Below are 18,345 nucleotides of genomic sequence, written 5' to 3'. Positions count from 1 at the left end.
ATATATTCTGAATATTAAAGAGCTTTCTTCGTATTTTTACACATTATTTTTGTTATGGAGTTACCTCTTTTTCTTTAATATTAACGATTATATCTTAAGCAAGTGTGATGCGCGATGATGCGTTTTTACACTTGCTTTTTTGTTTTGAGTAGTTATATAAATCTTCCTTTTTCTACAAACATCGCAAGTGGCAGATACACCGTTAATCGGGTTGTTATGAAATTCCGTTAAAAAAATCTATTAAGTGAGGAGATAGACGAAAAATGGGAAAAGCTCTAGTTATTGGTTGTGGTGGAGTGGCATCAGTTGCCATTCATAAATGTGTACAAAACAGTGAGGTATTTGAAGAAATTTGTATCGCTAGCCGTACAAAATCTAAATGTGATGAATTAAAGGCAAAACTAGATGGTGGCAAAACAAAAATTACGACTGCACAGGTTGATGCAAATAATGTTGATGAGCTCATTGCATTAATTGAAGAAGTAAAACCAGATATCGTAATGAACTTAGCTTTACCTTACCAGGATTTAACGATCATGGATGCTTGTCTTGCTACAAAAACACACTATATGGATACAGCAAACTATGAGCCAGAAGATACAGCAAAATTCGAATACAAATGGCAATGGGAATACCGCGAGCGATTTGAAAAGGCTGGGATTACAGCTCTTTTAGGTAGTGGATTTGACCCAGGTGTAACAGGTGTTTTCTCTGCATATGCGTTAAAACATCACTTTGATGAGATTGAGTATATTGATATTCTCGACTGTAATGGTGGCGATCATGGTTATCCATTTGCAACTAATTTCAACCCTGAAATCAATATCCGTGAAGTTTCAGCAAACGGAAGATACTGGGAAAATGGTGAATGGATTGAAACTGAACCAATGGAAATCAAACGTGTTTATAACTTCCCTGAAGTTGGCGAAAAGGATATGTATTTGCTTTACCATGAGGAGCTTGAATCTCTAGCTGTTAACATTCCAGGACTTAAGCGTATCCGCTTCTTCATGACATTCGGTGAAAGCTACCTTACTCACCTAAGAGCACTTGAAAATGTAGGAATGACTTCTATTGAACCAATTGAGTTTGAAGGCAAGCAAATTATTCCGCTTCAGTTCTTAAAGGCTGTTTTACCTGATCCTGCAACACTAGGACCACGTACTGTTGGAAAAACAAACATTGGTTGTATCTTTAAAGGGAAAAAAGACGGCGAAGAGAAAACTTACTACTTATACAATGTTTGTGATCACCAAGAATGCTATGCAGAAGTTGGCTCCCAAGCAGTGTCTTATACAACAGGTGTTCCAGCTATGATCGGTGCAGCGATGATTTTAACTGGAAAGTGGAACAAACCAGGCGTATTCAATATTGAAGAATTTGATCCAGATCCATTTATGGAAGAGTTGAACAAATGGGGACTTCCATGGGTAGAAGATTTTAATCCAGTTCTTGTTGATGAGGAATCTACAAAAACTACAGAACCGGAGTTAGTTCGCTAAAATGCTTTTTGAAGAATTACCAACTCCTTGTTATGTAGTCGATGAAAAACTCATTGAAAAAAATCTAAAAATCCTGAATGGTGTTATGCAACGTACAGGAGCAAAGATTGTGTTGGCACAAAAGGCATTTTCCATGACAACGATGTATCCCCTAATTGGAAAATACTTAAGTGGCACAACAGCGAGCGGTTTATTTGAGGCTCGCCTAGGTCACGAGGAAATGGGCAAGGAAAATCATGTCTTTGCCCCTGCCTACCGTGAGGATGAAATCGACGAAATTATATCTATTTGCGATCATATTATCTTTAATTCCTTTTCACAGTTGGAAAAGTTCAAAGATAAGGCTCTTCAAGCAGGAAGAAAGGTTGGCTTACGTATTAACCCTGAATGCTCCACACAGGTTGGTCATGAAATCTATGATCCGTGTTCACCAGGTTCGAGATTCGGTGTTAAACAGGAGGATTTCCGTCCTAATTTGCTTGAAGGTGTCTCAGGGCTACACTTCCATACCCTTTGCCAGCAAAACTCAGACGATTTAGAGACAACTCTAAATGCAGTGGAAGAAAGGTTTGGGCAATGGTTGCCACAAATGGAATGGATTAATTTTGGCGGTGGCCACCATATTACAAGAGAAGATTACGATATTCCAACTCTAGAATCATGTATTAAAAGAATGCAGGATAAGTATGGGTTGGAGGTATATCTTGAGCCAGGAGAAGCTATTGCTCTTAATGCAGGATACCTAATTACATCAGTACTTGATACTCATACAAACGGGATCGATATTGCAATTCTTGACACATCAGCTACTTGTCATATGCCTGATGTATTGGAAATGCCATATCGACCACCTCTATTAGGGTCAGGCGAGCCAGGAGAAAAGCCATTTACCTATCGACTTGGCGGACAAACCTGTCTAACAGGTGATGTAATTGGAGATTATTCCTTTGACGAACCATTAAAATGTGGTGACAGATTAGTCTTCGGCGATATGGCAATTTACACGATGGTAAAAACAAATACATTCAATGGAATGGCATTGCCAGCTATTGCGATACAAGATAAAAATGGTGATTGTAAAGTCGTCCGTGAATTCGGTTATCAGGATTTCAAAACAAGACTAGCATAAAAGAGGCATTGCATTAACGGTCTAACTGAAGAGTACTACTATTTGAAAATCAACATTACAAAGAACGGTTAAAAAACTGGAATCCTTTTTGATTCCAGTTTTTTATAATTAATTTTATTTTCAAATTATTTCAAAAACTCACTATGCAAATGCTTCCAATACGTTATAATATGTACAAACGGGTATAAAAGAGGATGGTATTTTGTTGTCTAAGAGCCTAGAGTTCAAAAATATAGTAAAGCAGCGGATAAAAGTAATTGAAATCCCTGTATTAAAGACTGATCATCATTATTATTTTATCGTTCAGGTCCATTTACAAAGCTATATTTCGTTACTTTACAATAAACCCCAGGATAAACACGTCTTTTCCTTTCGGGAATATTTGAAACGAAAAATGAAATGGTCTGATTTTAATGATTTATTTGGTATTCAGGAATTTAAAAGTAATGCATAATTATGTCATTTATTTTTTCTCTAACGCTTTACTATATATTTTGTAACGTTCAACCCAGTAGTTATTACTGCTGGGCTTTTTCCATTTTTTTTAGAATTTTTGGGATCGTATGCTTTCCTTATCAATCTTTTATTTCAGCTAAGTACTTAGTCTCTTCGCACGATTTTGATTACCGGAAGACCATATAAATATTCAATTCCAAGCAGTAAAAGGAAAATCCCACTCCATGAAACAATATCTAAGCTTTCATTTAATAATAAAACTCCCAATATTGCTGCTGTTAAAGGTTCAGCTAATGCTAAATGTTACTGCAATTGATGAAGAGACATGCATAAGACCTTTTTAATGCTATCCATTTTACTCCTCCTAACGTATTTAAAAGAGGCTCTTAAATGTGATGAGCTTTCTCATGTTGAAGCAGCCATTCTTTTCTCCAAAGACCACCAGCATAACCAGTTAATTTTCCATTTGAACCGATTATTCTGTGGCAAGGGATTACAATGCTTAGCTTATTTTTCCCGTTCGCACTCCCTACTGCTCTAATCGCCTTTTCATTTCCGATAGAAACAGCAATATCCTTATAGGATCCCGTTTTAGCATAGGGTATTTTTGTTAAAGCGTTCCATACTGTTTTTTGAAAGTCAGTCCCTTCAAAATAATACGGAAATGTAAATTCCTTGCGCTGCCCCTTAAAATATTCGTCAAGTTGGTTATAGCATTCTGTTAAAACAGAAGGAGTTTCAGCTTGCAATACAGTTTCTTTTTTAATTTCTTCAGAAAACAAGATTGAAAGGATAGCTTTATCCGTACCAATTATTTCAATTACACCAATCGGTGATTCGTAGTCTAATTTATATCGTTTTGTCATACAATGACCTCCAAAGATAAAAAGTAGCATATGCCTGCCAGCCCTCCCAATTTTTTGCATATTCTTCTATTTCAGCAATCGTCGGTTTCTCCTTAAGATTCAAGAGATTTTTTAAAGCATTATGAAGACCAACATCTGCAATTGGGAAGGATGAGGTATAGTGCAAGCACTTCATCATTACATAATCAGCCGTCCATGCACCGATCCCCCTAATGAACATTAATGATTTTTGCACCTGCTCATAATCGTTTTTTTCTAGCAATAATTCCTTTGTTAATCTTCCACTTTTCATTTCCTTAGCAACACCGATAATATATTCGGCCTTCCTTTTAGTAATTTGAAGTTTCCTTAAATCCTCGACATTCAAGGAGGCAATTTTTTCGGCTGAAGGAAATACCCAAAATGTTTCTCCTTCAAAGGTTAAAAACTCTCCAAATTGTTCAACGAATCGTTGCTTTAATGTGTAAGCAAATGATAAATTTATTTGCTGCCCGATGATAGCCCATACTAGTGCTTCAAATAAATCTGGGATGCACATAATTCGTAAACCTGCATATTTTTCCACAGGTTTCGTTAAAATTTTATCATTACGAGCCATTTGATAAAATTGCCCCAAGTCCTGATCCAAATCAAACCATTCCCAAATAAATTCTCCTACCTTTTTGCGCTCAACAATGGATGGATCTCCATATGGAAATTCAACCTTTATACAATGATTGATATACTCTATTTTACATAAAATGAAAGATTCTTTAACCTTTATTAGCTTATATATAGCTTTAGCTTTAATCTGATGCAGCACTTCCTGCTCGGACCTTCCTAAAAAAATTAAACATTCCTCGAATTTAAATTCCTTTGGAGGATAAATATCCAAATATAATTCATAATCAATCCAATTCATTTCGGAGTTCCTTCCGATATTCGCTAGGTGAGCAGTTTTTTAAGCTGCGGAATACTTTATAGAAATTGGATGGGCTTTGGAAGCCTACCTCATAACAGATTTCTAAGTTTGTCATAGCTGTATACTTAAGAAGGTGTGCTGCTTTATCGATACGTATTTTTTCTAAATAAGTACGTGGAGTCTCAGAGGTCTCTTGTTTAAATAAGCGCTCCAAATAAAACGGACTTAAGCCGACTTGATCTGCTATATCCTTTAATAACAAATTTTGTTTATAATGATTAACTAGGAATGTAATACTATTTCTAACAACTGCAATATGCGGAGATTGTTCAACTTCCGGTTGGCATCTTTTGCAAGGACGGTAGCCTGCCGCTTCAACCTCATTTATATCATGGTAAAATTCTACATTTACCTTTTTAGGCTTCCTTGATCTGCACGAAGGACGGCAGTATATTTTTGTTGTTTTCACTGCTGTAAAAAATAGACCATCATATTTACGATCACAAGCGATGATTTTCTCCCACATCTCTTCAAAGGAAAGATTGATATTAGCCACCATGTCCACCACTATCCTTTCAGCATTTATGTTAGTTCTCATATAATACTGACGTATCCTGTTCCTCTAATAATTTGCCAACCTTCTTTTCTAAATAGGAAATCACTTTATCAGATAAGGCATTTCCAAAACTAAATCGTTTTACACCTAATTCTTTAAGCTTATTACAATTCGTTAGTCCAGGTAAAGATAATACATTTAGTGGAGCACTAATATGAACGGTCATTTCCTTAATCTCATCATCGTCAATTAAACCTGGAACAAATATCCCACTGGCACCACTCTCAACGTATACCTTTGCTCGTTCAATTGTTTCTGATAAGGGATTTTGCCTTTGAAGGTAAGTATCCGTTCTTGCGTTAATATAAAAATTTCTATACCCATTACTATCTAACGCTGTTCTTATATTACTTAGAAGGTCACAATGACAAGATATATCTCTTAATCCTTTTTGTTTTTTGAATGAATCCTCAATATTGATGCCAGCTACCCCAACATCTGCTGTCCTTAACACATGCTCAACAATTGTTGGAATATCTTTCCCATACCCTGCCTCAATATCAGCAGAAACAAGAATTTTTACATTCGCTACGATCGTTTTAATGATTCCTAAATGCCTCTTAAAATCAATCAGTTCTCCATCTGCACATCCTAGTGAATTTGCGATTCCCCAGCTTGTCGTTCCGATTGCTTTAAATCCTAACCTTTCAAGTGTTAAAGCAGAAAGCAAGTCCCATGCATTTCCTAAAAATAATAGATCCTTTGAAAAGTGCATCTCATTAAATTCCTGAATCTTATTCATTTTTAATCCCCCTACTGGTTGTTGGACTCATTTTAACAAGTAATTAACCTCCATTTCGTCCTCATTCTTGCTCTTATGGTCTGGCCCTGAACAAGAATATAGTATGCCTCATTTCCAAAGATTTGGGAGCTTGCCACTCCCTTTCATTAACAAATTTTTTGAATACGTAACAAGGAATGAAAAGTAGTACGGGCGTGGAAAATTGAAGAATAAATATTTATACATAGGAAATGTTTAGAGAGCCAATTCTTTTTTTTTTACCGATATGTCCTTTACACCTAACATCAATGATCTAATCATTTTCCGCTTATTTATCTTTATCTCAAAAATAACTTCGAAGGGATTTTCTTAATGTTAACTTGTAATAATTACACTTGTTTAGGAAAAAATAGTTAGTAAAAGTATAGATAGGATGGCTAAAAAATGGAAGAACGCATAAAGTCAAACAACAAAAAGTCTTTTTGTATGAGTGAATATGATACATTGAAACGAGTCATTCTTTGTCAGCCGCAATATATGACAATCCGCGAAGTTATTAATGATACACAGGAGCATTTTAAGCATGAAGGGATCCATATTGAACGTGCACTTGAGCAGCATGATGAATTTGTCAAAACCCTTAAAAAAAATGATATCGATGTCATCTTATTACCATATCATAAAAAATATCCAGAACAGGTCTTTACACGTGATATTGGATTTACACTAGGACAAACAATCTTTGTTGCTAACATGGCCACAGATGTTCGTGCTGGTGAGGAAAACGTTTTAAAGCAATGGTTAGAGGATGAAGAAATCTCCTATTATAATTTAGTTGAAGAGCAAATCGAAGGTGGAGATGTTGTAATCGATCAAGATACAATTTACGTCGGTCTCAGTAATCGAACAAATCAGAAGGCTGCCGATCAATTACAGCGTCTTTTAAATGAGTTTCAAGTCATTACGATTCCATTTAAAGAAAAATACTTGCATTTGGACTGTATATTTAACGTCGTTTCACCAGATGTCGCTCTTATTTACCCGCATGCTTTAAATCAAAAGGAAATTGACCTATTCGCTTCCCGCTATGATTTAATTGAAGTTACGGAAGAAGAACAATTTCAATTAGGAACAAATGTATTGAGTATCGGTAACAACCGAGTATTAGGACTGCCCGTTAATAAAAAGGTAAACAAGCAGCTTCGTGACCGCGGCTTTGAGGTTATAGAAGTTGATATTACTGAAATTATTAAATCAGGTGGATCCTTTCGCTGTTGTACCTTGCCAATTTTGCGGGAAGGGTAAATTAAATAACGCCCATATAATAAACCTTATTTTTGAAATAGTAGGTTGTTTATATGGGTGTTAGCTGATTAAGAGTAAGTAGATATTATAACCAACCTTTTTCGACAGCGGTATTTACAGCCTGTTGCCTCGATTCTGCTTCAAGTTTCTGAATCGCAGAGGAAAGATAATTACGTACTGTTCCCTTTGTTAAAAAAAGAGTGTTACTAATTTCGCTTGTTGTCAATCCATCCTTCGTAAGTCGCAATACTTCTATTTCTCGTTCACTTAATGGATTTTCTTCCTTCATAAAGAGGGATGCTGCAAGGTCGATACTTATCACCCGCTCTCCATTCATGACTTTACGAATAGACTCAATAAGGTAATCAATCGGTTCGTCCTTTAATAGATAGCCATCTACCTGCAAATCCATTGCCTTTTGTAAGTATCCTGGACGTGCAAAGGTCGTAACAATGATGATTTTGCAATGGTGTAATATACGATCCTTCTTTATTTTATCTGCTAATTCAAGACCGTTGATAATAGGCATTTCAATATCTAGTATACATACATCAGGCTGTTTCCTCTGAATCACTTCCCAAGCCTTCTGTCCATCAGATACTTCTGCTAACACTTCAATATCTGTTTCAAATTTTAATAGAGCTGTTAATGCTCCCCGAAGCATTTTTTGATCTTCTGCAATAACGACCCGTATCATGAAGTTGGATTCTCCTTTCCTGTTTGATAGATTGGAAGTTTCAACATTACATTCGTTCCACCTCTTGGCGAATTGGTCACCACTGCTGTTCCCTGAACAACTCGAAGTCGCTCTTTCATCGACTGAATGCCATTCCCACTCTGTACCTTTGCTAAACCTATCCCGTTATCTTTAATTTGAATTAGAAGCGTATGATCGATTACATCCAATTCCAGTATACAGTGAGCAGCCTTACTATGTTTAATGACATTTGTCAGCGCTTCTCGAATCGAAAGAGCAAGCATTGTCTGGGTTACACTAGGTAAAAGCGGGATATCACCTTTCTTTACTATGAGTTCAATGCCAACAGACTGCATTAGTTTTCTTGAATTCTCTATTTCACTTTCCAAAGGGATAAATTTCATATCTGAAACTACCTCTCTTACCTGATGTAAAGCTCTTCTAGTCATTGTTAATATATCCTTTAATTCCTGTTTTGCTTCAAAGGAATCTTTGTCTATTAATCTTGCAGTCAATTCACTTTTTAATTTAATCATTGTTAATGTTTGCCCAAGCGTGTCATGAAGATCCCTTGCGATTCTCTGCCTTTCCTCCTGTTGAATAAGCTTCTCAATTTGCAGATTGGCGATTTCCAATTCTCCCTTTAAACTTTTTGCTCTTTCTTTAATGTAAATCAAAATCGGTAAAATTAGTTGCACAACCATGATAGGGAGTAATATCGAAAATTCCTGCTTAAAAAGACTTCCATCCGTTTTCCACTGAACAATGAAAAACATCAGGGCAATGGCTACGATTCCTATCCCAATATGCACCTTTGACTTTGCCCTTCCAATCAGATCTGCAAAAATTAAACCATAGAATAATATATTGAGCTCGACATAAATACCAAATATCGTAATGACAGAAAAGCCAAGTAAAGATGATGCTAATAAACGTCCATCCCGATACCATAGTCCAATATAAAATGAAAAGAGAAAAAGCATAATTAGAAGAAGATTGCCCCAAAACCCAAAAATCGTATCTGAACGTAGTACGATATAGCATAAAAACACGACTGATATCACATCGAAAAGCAAATATTGTCTAATTTGTTCTCTAGGATAAATCTTATACTTCATTACTTCCTCCCATTCCTTAATTAGAAATGAACACCTTTAATGTACGTTGTCGAATAAATTCCATTGGCCCGGCTTTGAAAGTTTGAAGCCAAAAAGATGAAATGATAATTTGTAAAAGTGAAATAAGTAACCAAATGGCTATAACCATGAAGGAATTAACCTTTCCGCCAAAGGCAAGCCCCCAACCATAAAAGACGATTGAGCAAATAATATTTTGCATGACATAACAGCTTAAAGACATTTTCCCAACCTTTTCAAGACAGCGCCAGAGCCACTCCCATTTATAATACTCCAATAATTTACCAATAATTGAAATATAACCTAGCGAAAGTAATGGTGCAAACAAATATCGAACTGGTAAATCAAAGGCTCCCCCAGGTGTAAAAATGAGCATATTTAAAGGTACACCAAGATATATCCCAATTTTAAAAAGCTTGTCGCGTTGCTTCCTTCCCTTCTCATCAGGAGAAAAAACTCCAGAACGCATCATCCTAACGCCAAGTAAAAACAAAAAGATATTCATTGGAACAATAAAAAATGCTTCACTTCTTAGGGCAAAGAAGTTTAAGAATCGATATTGTACCTGTTCAAGCCAGCTGCCACTTTGATAAAGGGCAACAACCTCACTAAAATTACCTAACGACATATTTGATCCAAGCAAGCCAACTACTAACATAAACAAAATAAAAGCTGCAAAGACACTTCCGATTACCTTCATCGTTCTATCGATAAAGCGATCTCCACCTTTTATGATAAATGCTACAATAATGGCAGTGATTCCATAACTCATTAAAATGTCATATTCCATTACAAATGTATAATGGAGGAATCCCTCTATAAGTAAAAAAGCTGCTGTCCATAAATACACTCCAGGCCAAGCTCTTTTTCTTCTCAATGCTTGCTGATATTTCAGCTCCATCCCTACCCCAAACATAATGGTTAACATACCTAAAAGCTTTCCATTCACTAAAAATAGCACGATCATTCGCAGAAAATCATCTGGTTTCCACCATCCAGAATAATTTGATGTCGTAATATACGATAAATCCCCTAAGTGTGCAAAAATCCAAATATTCGTTCCTAACGTCCCAAGTATTGCAATTCCTCGCAAAATATCGAGTAAGCGAATTCTCCCTTTGATGTCCATTCATTTCATCCTTTTCTAATTAAATTTATTTGTATTTTTATCGTATCTAAGAAAAGAATGGATCGACATTCACACCTGTAAGGAAAACCTCATGACAGGTGTCATAAAGTGCTAAATCAACAATCAAAATTGCTCATTATATTCCTAGTTAAAAACGAAAAGGCCTGCCAAATGGCAAGCCCTTTTCAAAGAACGGTATTATACTAATATAATTTAATGAGAAGCTATTTTACCTTAGCAAACTTAAATAAGGTTTGTTGGTGTTTAATCCTTAGAACATTTCACCTGTATAGAAAGAACTAGCTAATTTGTTGAAGTCATAATCTTTAAGTTCATCCAAAGTAAGATTTGCATGTGAACCTTCGTGCACCATAAGATTACTGTTTTCACCAACATGAACTAAAATAACTGGCTTGTCAGAAGCATATGCGTAACCAAGTTCCCAGGCTGTTCCACTATCTGAATAGTTACCATGATAGATACCTACAACAATTTCAGCCCACTTAATGTATTTTAAATCATTCATAAATGTTTCGATTGACCATTGACGAGAACCAGTCTCAAGCTTTTCGTCCAGTTGGTTTCTCATCGGTGAAAAAACATTCAAACCCTTCTCCTCTAAAATCTTCTCAACCTGTTCCACATATTCAATCTCTTTTTCATTAAAAAACGGACTAGCTAAATAAACTCTTTTCATTTTCCTTTGACCCCCTTGATGATTTTTAGAATCACTACTTTTGTTTTTGTCTTAGGCTGTCTTCGCAGGCTTTGTTTCTTTTAACAGAGTAATCGTCTTGGTTGATTTCCTTTTGCAGTACTCGCTTTCCGCGGGGTGGGTGGTGAGCCTCCTCAGTGTAACACCTGCTCAAGATTAACCTCTCCCACGCATCCCGCAGGAGTCTCGCAACAAGCTCCAATCAACCCTTATATAGGTAGTACTAAAAACATTCTTTTAGAAAAGAGCCTTGTCTTAAAATTAATCCCTTTATGGGAAAAGGCACAGCCCTATTTAAAGTTGTGCCCAAATATCTATTATCTATTAAAATCAATCTTCTCTTTAGATTCGCCTAATGTTATCGATGTTTCACTTGGCTTTGTTTCAGCAATAACCTTACCCTTTCGTACAGAATATCTGACTGTCGCTTGCTTGCGAATTGCCTCATATTCATTTTCTGCAGATAAGACGATAAAGTTAGCTGGCTTCCCAACTTCGATTCCGTATCCATCTTCAATGTGTAATGTTTTTGCACTATTTTTCGTAATCAAATCGATTGAATTTACAATTTGCTCATAACCCATTAATTGTGAAGCATGGATTCCCATATGTAACACTTGAAGCATATTTCCCGTTCCAAGTGGATACCATGGATCAAATATATCATCATGGCCAAAGCAAATATTTAACCCTGCTTCCTGTAATTCTTTTACCCGTGTCAAGCCTCTTCGCTTTGGATATGTATCAAATCTTCCCTGAAGGTGAATATTCACAAGTGGATTTGAAACAAAGTTAATAGAAGATAGCTTCAATAATCTAAATAATTTGTATGTGTAAGCATCATTATAAGAGCCCATTGCTGTTGTATGACTCGCTGTTGTTCGAGCACCCATTCCACGTTCATATGCCTCTTTTGCAACAACTTCTACAAATCGAGACTGTTCATCATCGATTTCATCACAATGGATATCTACTAAGCGATCGTATTTTTCAGCGAGATCAAAAGCGATTTTTAAAGACTCTACACCATATTCCCTAGTAAACTCAAAATGAGGAATCCCTCCGACAACATCAGCACCCATTTTTAGTGATTCTTCAAGCAATTCTACACCGTTAGGGTATGATAAAATCCCCTCTTGTGGAAACGCGACAAGCTGAATATCGACAAATTGAGCCATTTCCTCTTTCACTTCGAGCATTGCTTTTAAAGCTGTTAAATTTGGATCTGTCACATCTACATGTGTACGAACCTGTTGAATCCCTTGCGAAATTTGCCATTTTAAAGCTGTTTTTGCCCGCACCTTTACATCTTCATGTGTTAAAGATTCCTTACGCTGGGACCAGCGTTGAATCCCTTCAAACAATGTTCCACTCTGATTCCATTCCGGCTCACCAGCAGTTAATGTTGTATCTAAATGAATATGTGGCTCAATAAAAGGTGGTAAAACAAGAGATCCCTTTACATCCATTACCTCTTCATTCGGATCGATTTCACCGAGATTTTGGGTAATCGCCGCAAATTGACCATCTTTAACAACAATATGCCAAAGTCCTTCTTTACCTCTTAATGTTGCATTTTGAATTATCATCAGTGATCACCTTTTCTTTGATTCATTTTTTGTTAGAAGCAATGTACATAAATACGATATATACTACAGCTGTTCCAATTAGTGCATTTAACGGAGTAATACCTGGTGCAACCTGAGCTATGACTACACCGATCGCCCATGCTACGATTGATATCCAGTTCACTGTTTTAAACTTCATCTCTTCAAACTTACCATATTTTCCACGTCTTACAAAGAAATAGTCAGCTATAATAATAGCACCAATTGAAGGTATAGCAGCACCAAGGACATTTAAAAATCCTACAAAATTATTGTACATCCACATCGCAAGCACTGTACCGATTAGGCCATTTACTACAACAAACACCTTTTTTGAAATCTTTGTGATATTCGCAAACCCTAAGCCTGATGCATAAAGGGCATTGTCATTTGTTGTCCAAATATTTAATCCTAAAACGATAATCGCTGGGATCATTAATCCTTGTAAAAACATTACTTCTGAAATATCCCCTAAACCATAAGACATCGATCCAAGTGCCCCAAATAGGAACATTAATGAGTTCCCTAGAAAGAACGCAATCACCGTTGCCACGACGGCAGAACGTGAAGTATTTGCAAATCGTGCAAAGTCAGGTGTTAAAGTACCACCACTAATAAAGGAGCCGATACAAATTGATAAAGCCGCAGCAATTGTTAACGTTTCTTTTGGTTCATAATCAAATAATGCACCAAACCCACCGAGCGTCTGCGTAGCTTCAAATGCAGAATAACCTCCTAAAATTGCAATTGCTGGTACCGCAATAAAGCTTAAAACGACTAATGATTTCATTCCGTATATTGCAGATGCTGTCATTGCTATTCCAAAGATAAAAATTAACGCATATACATTCCAATCCATCGCCTTTGCTACAGGAACAGCAAACATTGCTACCCCTACACCAAACCATCCAACTTGAGTAAAGCCTAATAAAAATGAAGGTAAATATGATCCTTTATCACCAAATGCATATTTTGCTAGTAAATGTGTAGATAGTCCTGTTTTTGCTGCGATGTACGCAAGGGCACCTGTATAAATCCCAAGTGCTAAGTTACCTGCTAATACAATTAAAATAAACTGCGTAAACGTTAAGCCAAGTCCTAGCTCTCCTCCAGCTAACATACTCGCAGAGAAAAACGTAAATCCTAACATGACCGATAATGTTTTCCAGAAATTATTACGGTTCGATTTTGGTACAGCCTGCCACGAAAACTCTAAATCTACTTTATCCATGATTATTTCCTCCAAATCTAATGTTTCCTGATACCACAGCACAAAAAAAGAGGCTAATCACCAGTCTCCTGACAATTAGCCTCTTTTTCCATTACAAAATACGATATATAGGTAAATACACCTATCCCTCGTATATCATAAAAAATCCGCTGTCCTTGTCAGCCTCTCTGGACTGATTTAAAGGTACCATTATGCAATTAAATTCATTATTCCAAAAAACCTTCTTGATGTCAATCATTCATTTTGTGTTAAAAAGGTAGTTACAAATCAGTATATAACATTTTTTGGCATTCGTGGATATTGAACAAATCCCATTAATTTATCTTGAAATTTATTTTATTGAAATAATTTTATGTTTATTGCAACTCTTAAAACATCATGTGCTATTTTTAAATTTAGGGGTATTTTAGAGCCTATTGTTGAGATTTGTTTATGTGAGACCCCTACGAAAGAAGTATGTCAAAGGGAGCCCTCATCAGGCACTAACGCTCAAAGAAGCTCCCGGACAGCCAATTAAAAGCGAACCCCTGTTGCGAAATAAACAACTAGGATTAATCAGCGCCAATTTTAAAAAAGTAGAATTACACCTCTTACTGGCGTTCACTTAAACTTTTAGTAGATTACCTGGAAAGCTTCTAAATGATTATTTATTCCTCAACACTTCTGCAAGTTCATACAAGGAATGGTATTGTTTAATTCGATAATGTCGACCTTCCTTGTGCAAATAATTTTTCTCACAAAATTGTGTAAGTACATACAATAAGTGTCGATAGGATACACCTAAATAATCACAAACCGTTACGTGCTTTTCCCTATAGATCCCTTCATCAGCAGTTTGTAAAATAAAATCTGCTAGCCGATTTTCAAGTGGGAAAGCGAGAATTTGTGAATACTTAGCTGCCATAAGTGTAGCCTTCACACTTAAAAATTTGGTCAATTCACGTAGAAATTTTGTATCTTCCAGTAATTGTGTACGATAGCGATGAAACGGAAGCGCAAAACAAACCGTCTTCGTTGATGCTTGAATCCCCTTTGTATAGTACACTTCATTTAATAATTCCATTTCCCCAATATAATCATTGGCATTAATAAAATTTATTAACGATACTTTTCCATTTTGATGTGTTACATATATTTTAGCTTTCCCCTCAATTACATAATAAAGATAAGCCGGTCTCAAGCCCTCTTTAATAATCCATTCATCTCGCACATATTCGTGCACTTCTATAAACTCCTCAACTTGAATGGAAAATAGATGTGCTATTGGATTTTTTTCTAAAAACAACCGCTTTTTTTCACCTTTGTAAACTTCCATATTACACCTCAAAATATGAGATTTCTCATATTATTTATATTTCATTCCATGATATCATGCAATCAATGAGGAGGATAATAATGAATACACAACGTTGGATGAGTACACGTTTCTTTAGTTTTTTTATGACATGGGGTATTTTTCTACCTTATTGGTCTGGGTGGATGATTTATACAAAAGGAATTACAGTATCACAAGCTAGCTTAATCATGAGCTTCGGTTTAATTGCAAGAGGACTATCCACATTATTTGCCTTTCCCTATTTATCAGGGCGATTGAGCAGTAAAATCTTATTAAATGTGGCCGGACTCGGTACACTCGTTACAATTCTTTGTTATATTCCGGTAAACTCCTTTGCTGGTTTATTGATAGTAACTATGCTTTTACACATATTTTATCCAGCTTTAATGCCTGCATTAGATAGTGCTGCAAGTATCCTTGTGCAAAGTAAACAATTAAGACATTATGGAAGAAGTCGTCAATGGGGATCAATAGGATTTGTCTCAATTGGCATGATTTTAACCATTTTTACAGGAATGCTTGGAGATGAGGTTATTTTTTGGGCACTATTGCTTGGAATGACTGGTTTTGTATTTTTAAGCTTTATGAATGCACCTGATGTTTTATCTAAAAAGCCACAAGTAAAGCAAACACAACAAGTAAGCATGTTACGCTTATTCCGTATCAAACACTTTAGTTTAGTGCTCATAATTGTCATTTTACTGCAAGCAGCACATGCTACTTATTACAATTATGGCTATATTTTTCTTCAAGATATTCAAGCACCAATATACCTAATCGGTTTTATTATTAACATTGCTGTAATTGCAGAAATCATATTCTTCTCAATTGCAGATAAAAGCTTTAACAAATTTTCTGTAGGCACTTTGCTGACACTAGCAGCAATTGGTTCTTCAATTCGTTGGATATTAGTGTTCGCCTTTCCTAATGTTATTGTTTTCTGTGTTGCGCAAACCTTACATGCATTTTCGTTTGCTATGGGGCATTTTGCTTTTATGAAGTACTTAATCAATAACATCCCACACGCACAGATTCCGAAAGCACAAGGCATGTATTCAGCGCTTGCGCTAAGCTGGAGCACGGCAGTGTTTACTATCTTCGGAGGCTATTTATACGAAATTGAACCAAGATATGCCTTTATTGGAATGATTATTTGTACCTTGCCAGCAATGTTAATTGCCCTTGTATATCGAAAGCTAGAGCTTAAACAAGAAGTTTTAATTTCTGTTTAGCTCTTTTGTCTAAGCATATAAAGGTGATTAATTTTTTTAAACGGACAAGCCTACATTTCTCTATCTTTAAAATATAAAAAAAAGAAGATGAGATTTATCTAATTTTGATAAACCTCACTTTTTTCCAATTATCAGCAACCATTAATGACTAATGAGACTATTTAACGTAACTCATCAAAATAATGCAATTAATCTTAAATATACTTAATTGACATAAAAAGAGAGAGGGTTATACAATTGTAAGCTCTTCTTTTAATCCTAATCCAGCTTCCTTTACCTCTCTGATAATCCCCTGTTTTTACGTTAACAGTAATAATGTACTATCACATAAAAAATTACCTATGCAATTTTTAGTGCCTTCTATCGGAAAGAACATTAAAACTTGGTCGATCATGGTAACGAATATTTCTTTAGTTGACTTGTTGGAGTCCTCATCCTGGATATGTTTATTTAACTTCAAAAAAGGCATTGTTCCGAAGAACAATGCCTCAGATTGAAGACAAAAGGCATTTGGGAAAGCTTTCTTTCCCAAATGCCTTTTTAATTTTTGATTTTCTTCTTAGAATCCTTCTATACTAATAATGGACCAGTTAAATTTATTTTAACTGGTCCATTATTATAAATAAAGATTTTTAAACAGAATACCAACCTGTGTTTCCCACTAGCTATTTTTTCTCCTTTACTGGCATCCAAATTTCACTATACACATTGTCCGAAGTACCATTGTGCTTTGTAAAAGAGATGCCAGGTAGATTTGTTATTTCATAATCTGATGAAGGCAGCCATTCAGAATAAATTTTCGCGGTAGTTTCTTGAAGTGTAGTGGGAAATGGGCCTTGATTTGGGAAGATTGCCCATAAGCTTGCTTCAATTGTAAGTTGCTCTAAATCAGCGAAAGGATTTTCCTTTGTCGTGGCAAAACCTATCATATGGGTTAAGTGGCCTTTTTCCTCCAAGTAACCATCATCAAAATCATATGATACATTTAAGACATAATGAGGATATACATCAGCTAATTGATGCATTTCATTTCTTTGTTGTTCAGTTATTGACTTGGCTAGCTCTATGATAGCTTGATTTTCTCCTTCGAATTGTATTGGCACTCTTTTCGAGACACCAACTATATGAAACTTTTCTTTCTTTTCAATTTTAAATTCCATTGAAATCCCTCCTCTTATATCGATGTAGAATGAAAATTTGGGAAATGATTTTTGAATTTTGTTTCTCGTTACTTCTGAAGGTAAAAAGCCACTCCATTCACGAAAAGCTCTTGAAAAACCTTCGATAGATTGATAACGATATTTATAGGCAATATCTGTTACTTTTGCCCCGTTAATTAATTCAACATTTGCAGCTGATAATCGCCTATTTTTGATATACTCATTCAATGACATTCCGGCCATATACGAAAACATTCTTTTAAAATGATAATCAGATAGCCCGACAATTTTCGATATCTCTTTTCCCGAGATATCCTCTGTCAAATGTGCCTCAATGTAGTCCATTAAATGATTGAACTTTTGTAGCATTCATTTCCCTCCTTTACAAAATACATGTTACCGGTAAAATTGATTTTCCACTCGATATTTTCTAGACGGAATTTATCGGAATTGTCCTTCATGATGATTATTTTCTGCGCGAAACCATTCTTTAACGGTTGGCGAGAAAATTGTAATTTCTATACAAATTATACATTAAAAACTTTTTATACTTATCAGTTGAAAAAGTGCAAATGAGTAACTTATAATAAAATCATCGTATAATTG

At 35.6% G+C, this 18,345-nt stretch carries 17 protein-coding genes; 5 read left to right on the top strand and 12 right to left on the bottom strand.

The window, feature by feature from the left end; translation table 11 throughout:
- Positions 1-263: 263 nt before the first annotated feature.
- The 3 genes from HU235_RS02515 (at position 264) to HU235_RS02505 (ending at position 3,085) form a co-directional block, all read left to right on the top strand.
- Positions 264-1,502: a saccharopine dehydrogenase family protein gene (locus HU235_RS02515; RefSeq protein WP_095301622.1), complete on the top strand. Its 1,239-nt coding sequence runs from the start codon at positions 264-266 to the stop codon at positions 1,500-1,502.
- Position 1,503: 1 nt separating this feature from the next.
- Entirely contained in the window at positions 1,504-2,631 is a 1,128-nt protein-coding gene (gene nspC / locus HU235_RS02510) for a carboxynorspermidine decarboxylase (RefSeq protein ID WP_174879255.1), read from the top strand.
- 205 nt (positions 2,632-2,836) lie between these two features.
- Entirely contained in the window at positions 2,837-3,085 is a 249-nt protein-coding gene (locus tag HU235_RS02505) for a DUF2535 family protein (protein ID WP_307190879.1), read from the top strand.
- Positions 3,086-3,473: 388 nt separating this feature from the next.
- On the opposite strand, the gene HU235_RS02500 is transcribed toward HU235_RS02505, so the two are convergent.
- Genes HU235_RS02500 through HU235_RS02485 form a run of 4 tightly spaced genes read right to left on the bottom strand, consistent with a single transcriptional unit; the run spans position 3,474 to position 6,212 of the window.
- Positions 3,474-3,953, bottom strand: coding sequence for a methylated-DNA--[protein]-cysteine S-methyltransferase (locus tag HU235_RS02500; protein ID WP_095301625.1), 480 nt, complete (start codon positions 3,951-3,953; stop codon positions 3,474-3,476).
- On the bottom strand, positions 3,937-4,854 hold the full coding sequence (locus HU235_RS02495) for a DNA-3-methyladenine glycosylase family protein (RefSeq protein WP_145582725.1): 918 nt from the start codon (positions 4,852-4,854) through the stop codon (positions 3,937-3,939). The genes HU235_RS02500 and HU235_RS02495 overlap by 17 nt, the downstream gene beginning before the upstream one ends.
- Positions 4,841-5,413, bottom strand: coding sequence for a bifunctional transcriptional activator/DNA repair enzyme AdaA (locus HU235_RS02490; protein WP_095301627.1), 573 nt, complete (start codon positions 5,411-5,413; stop codon positions 4,841-4,843). Before HU235_RS02490 ends, HU235_RS02495 begins: the two co-directional genes overlap by 14 nt.
- A 28-nt stretch (positions 5,414-5,441) precedes the next feature.
- The gene (locus tag HU235_RS02485; RefSeq protein ID WP_174879254.1) at positions 5,442-6,212 is read right to left on the bottom strand and encodes an isocitrate lyase/PEP mutase family protein; all 771 of its coding nucleotides are present in this window, start codon (positions 6,210-6,212) and stop codon (positions 5,442-5,444) included.
- Between the two features lie 423 nt (positions 6,213-6,635).
- Between HU235_RS02485 and HU235_RS02480 the strand changes: the two genes are divergently transcribed.
- Entirely contained in the window at positions 6,636-7,496 is an 861-nt protein-coding gene (locus HU235_RS02480; protein WP_174879253.1) for a dimethylarginine dimethylaminohydrolase family protein, read from the top strand.
- Positions 7,497-7,581: 85 nt separating this feature from the next.
- On the opposite strand, the gene HU235_RS02475 is transcribed toward HU235_RS02480, so the two are convergent.
- The 7 genes from HU235_RS02475 to yeiL form a co-directional block, all read right to left on the bottom strand.
- Entirely contained in the window at positions 7,582-8,193 is a 612-nt protein-coding gene (locus HU235_RS02475) for a response regulator transcription factor (RefSeq protein ID WP_095301630.1), read from the bottom strand.
- Positions 8,190-9,311, bottom strand: coding sequence for a sensor histidine kinase (locus tag HU235_RS02470; protein WP_174879252.1), 1,122 nt, complete (start codon positions 9,309-9,311; stop codon positions 8,190-8,192). The genes HU235_RS02475 and HU235_RS02470 overlap by 4 nt, the downstream gene beginning before the upstream one ends.
- Positions 9,312-9,327: 16 nt before the next feature.
- Entirely contained in the window at positions 9,328-10,458 is a 1,131-nt protein-coding gene (locus tag HU235_RS02465) for a DUF418 domain-containing protein (RefSeq protein WP_174879251.1), read from the bottom strand.
- Positions 10,459-10,729: 271 nt separating this feature from the next.
- Positions 10,730-11,155, bottom strand: coding sequence for a nucleoside 2-deoxyribosyltransferase (locus HU235_RS02460; RefSeq protein WP_095301633.1), 426 nt, complete (start codon positions 11,153-11,155; stop codon positions 10,730-10,732).
- 335 nt (positions 11,156-11,490) lie between these two features.
- Complete coding sequence (locus HU235_RS02455) at positions 11,491-12,762, bottom strand: cytosine deaminase (protein ID WP_095301634.1); 1,272 nt, start codon at positions 12,760-12,762, stop codon at positions 11,491-11,493.
- 22 nt (positions 12,763-12,784) lie between these two features.
- On the bottom strand, positions 12,785-14,011 hold the full coding sequence (codB, locus tag HU235_RS02450; RefSeq protein WP_095301635.1) for a cytosine permease: 1,227 nt from the start codon (positions 14,009-14,011) through the stop codon (positions 12,785-12,787).
- 643 nt (positions 14,012-14,654) lie between these two features.
- Positions 14,655-15,326 (bottom strand): transcriptional regulator YeiL, encoded by a 672-nt coding sequence (gene yeiL, locus HU235_RS02445; RefSeq protein ID WP_174879250.1) that lies wholly within the window; start codon positions 15,324-15,326, stop codon positions 14,655-14,657.
- 80 nt (positions 15,327-15,406) lie between these two features.
- On the opposite strand from yeiL, the gene HU235_RS02440 reads away from it, so the two are divergent.
- Positions 15,407-16,579, top strand: coding sequence for an MFS transporter (locus tag HU235_RS02440; protein WP_145582731.1), 1,173 nt, complete (start codon positions 15,407-15,409; stop codon positions 16,577-16,579).
- A gap of 665 nt (positions 16,580-17,244) precedes the next feature.
- On the opposite strand, the gene HU235_RS02435 is transcribed toward HU235_RS02440, so the two are convergent.
- A complete protein-coding gene (locus tag HU235_RS02435) occupies positions 17,245-18,108 on the bottom strand; it encodes an AraC family transcriptional regulator (protein ID WP_174879249.1) in 864 nt (287 codons plus the stop codon).
- Positions 18,109-18,345 lie beyond the last annotated feature (237 nt).

The sequence above is a fragment of the Metabacillus niabensis genome (assembly GCF_902829255.1).
Taxonomy (GTDB): Bacteria; Bacillota; Bacilli; order Bacillales; family Bacillaceae; genus Metabacillus; species Metabacillus niabensis.
Note: the sequence above shows the minus strand (reverse complement) of the source record. Positions and strands in the feature narration are given on the sequence as shown.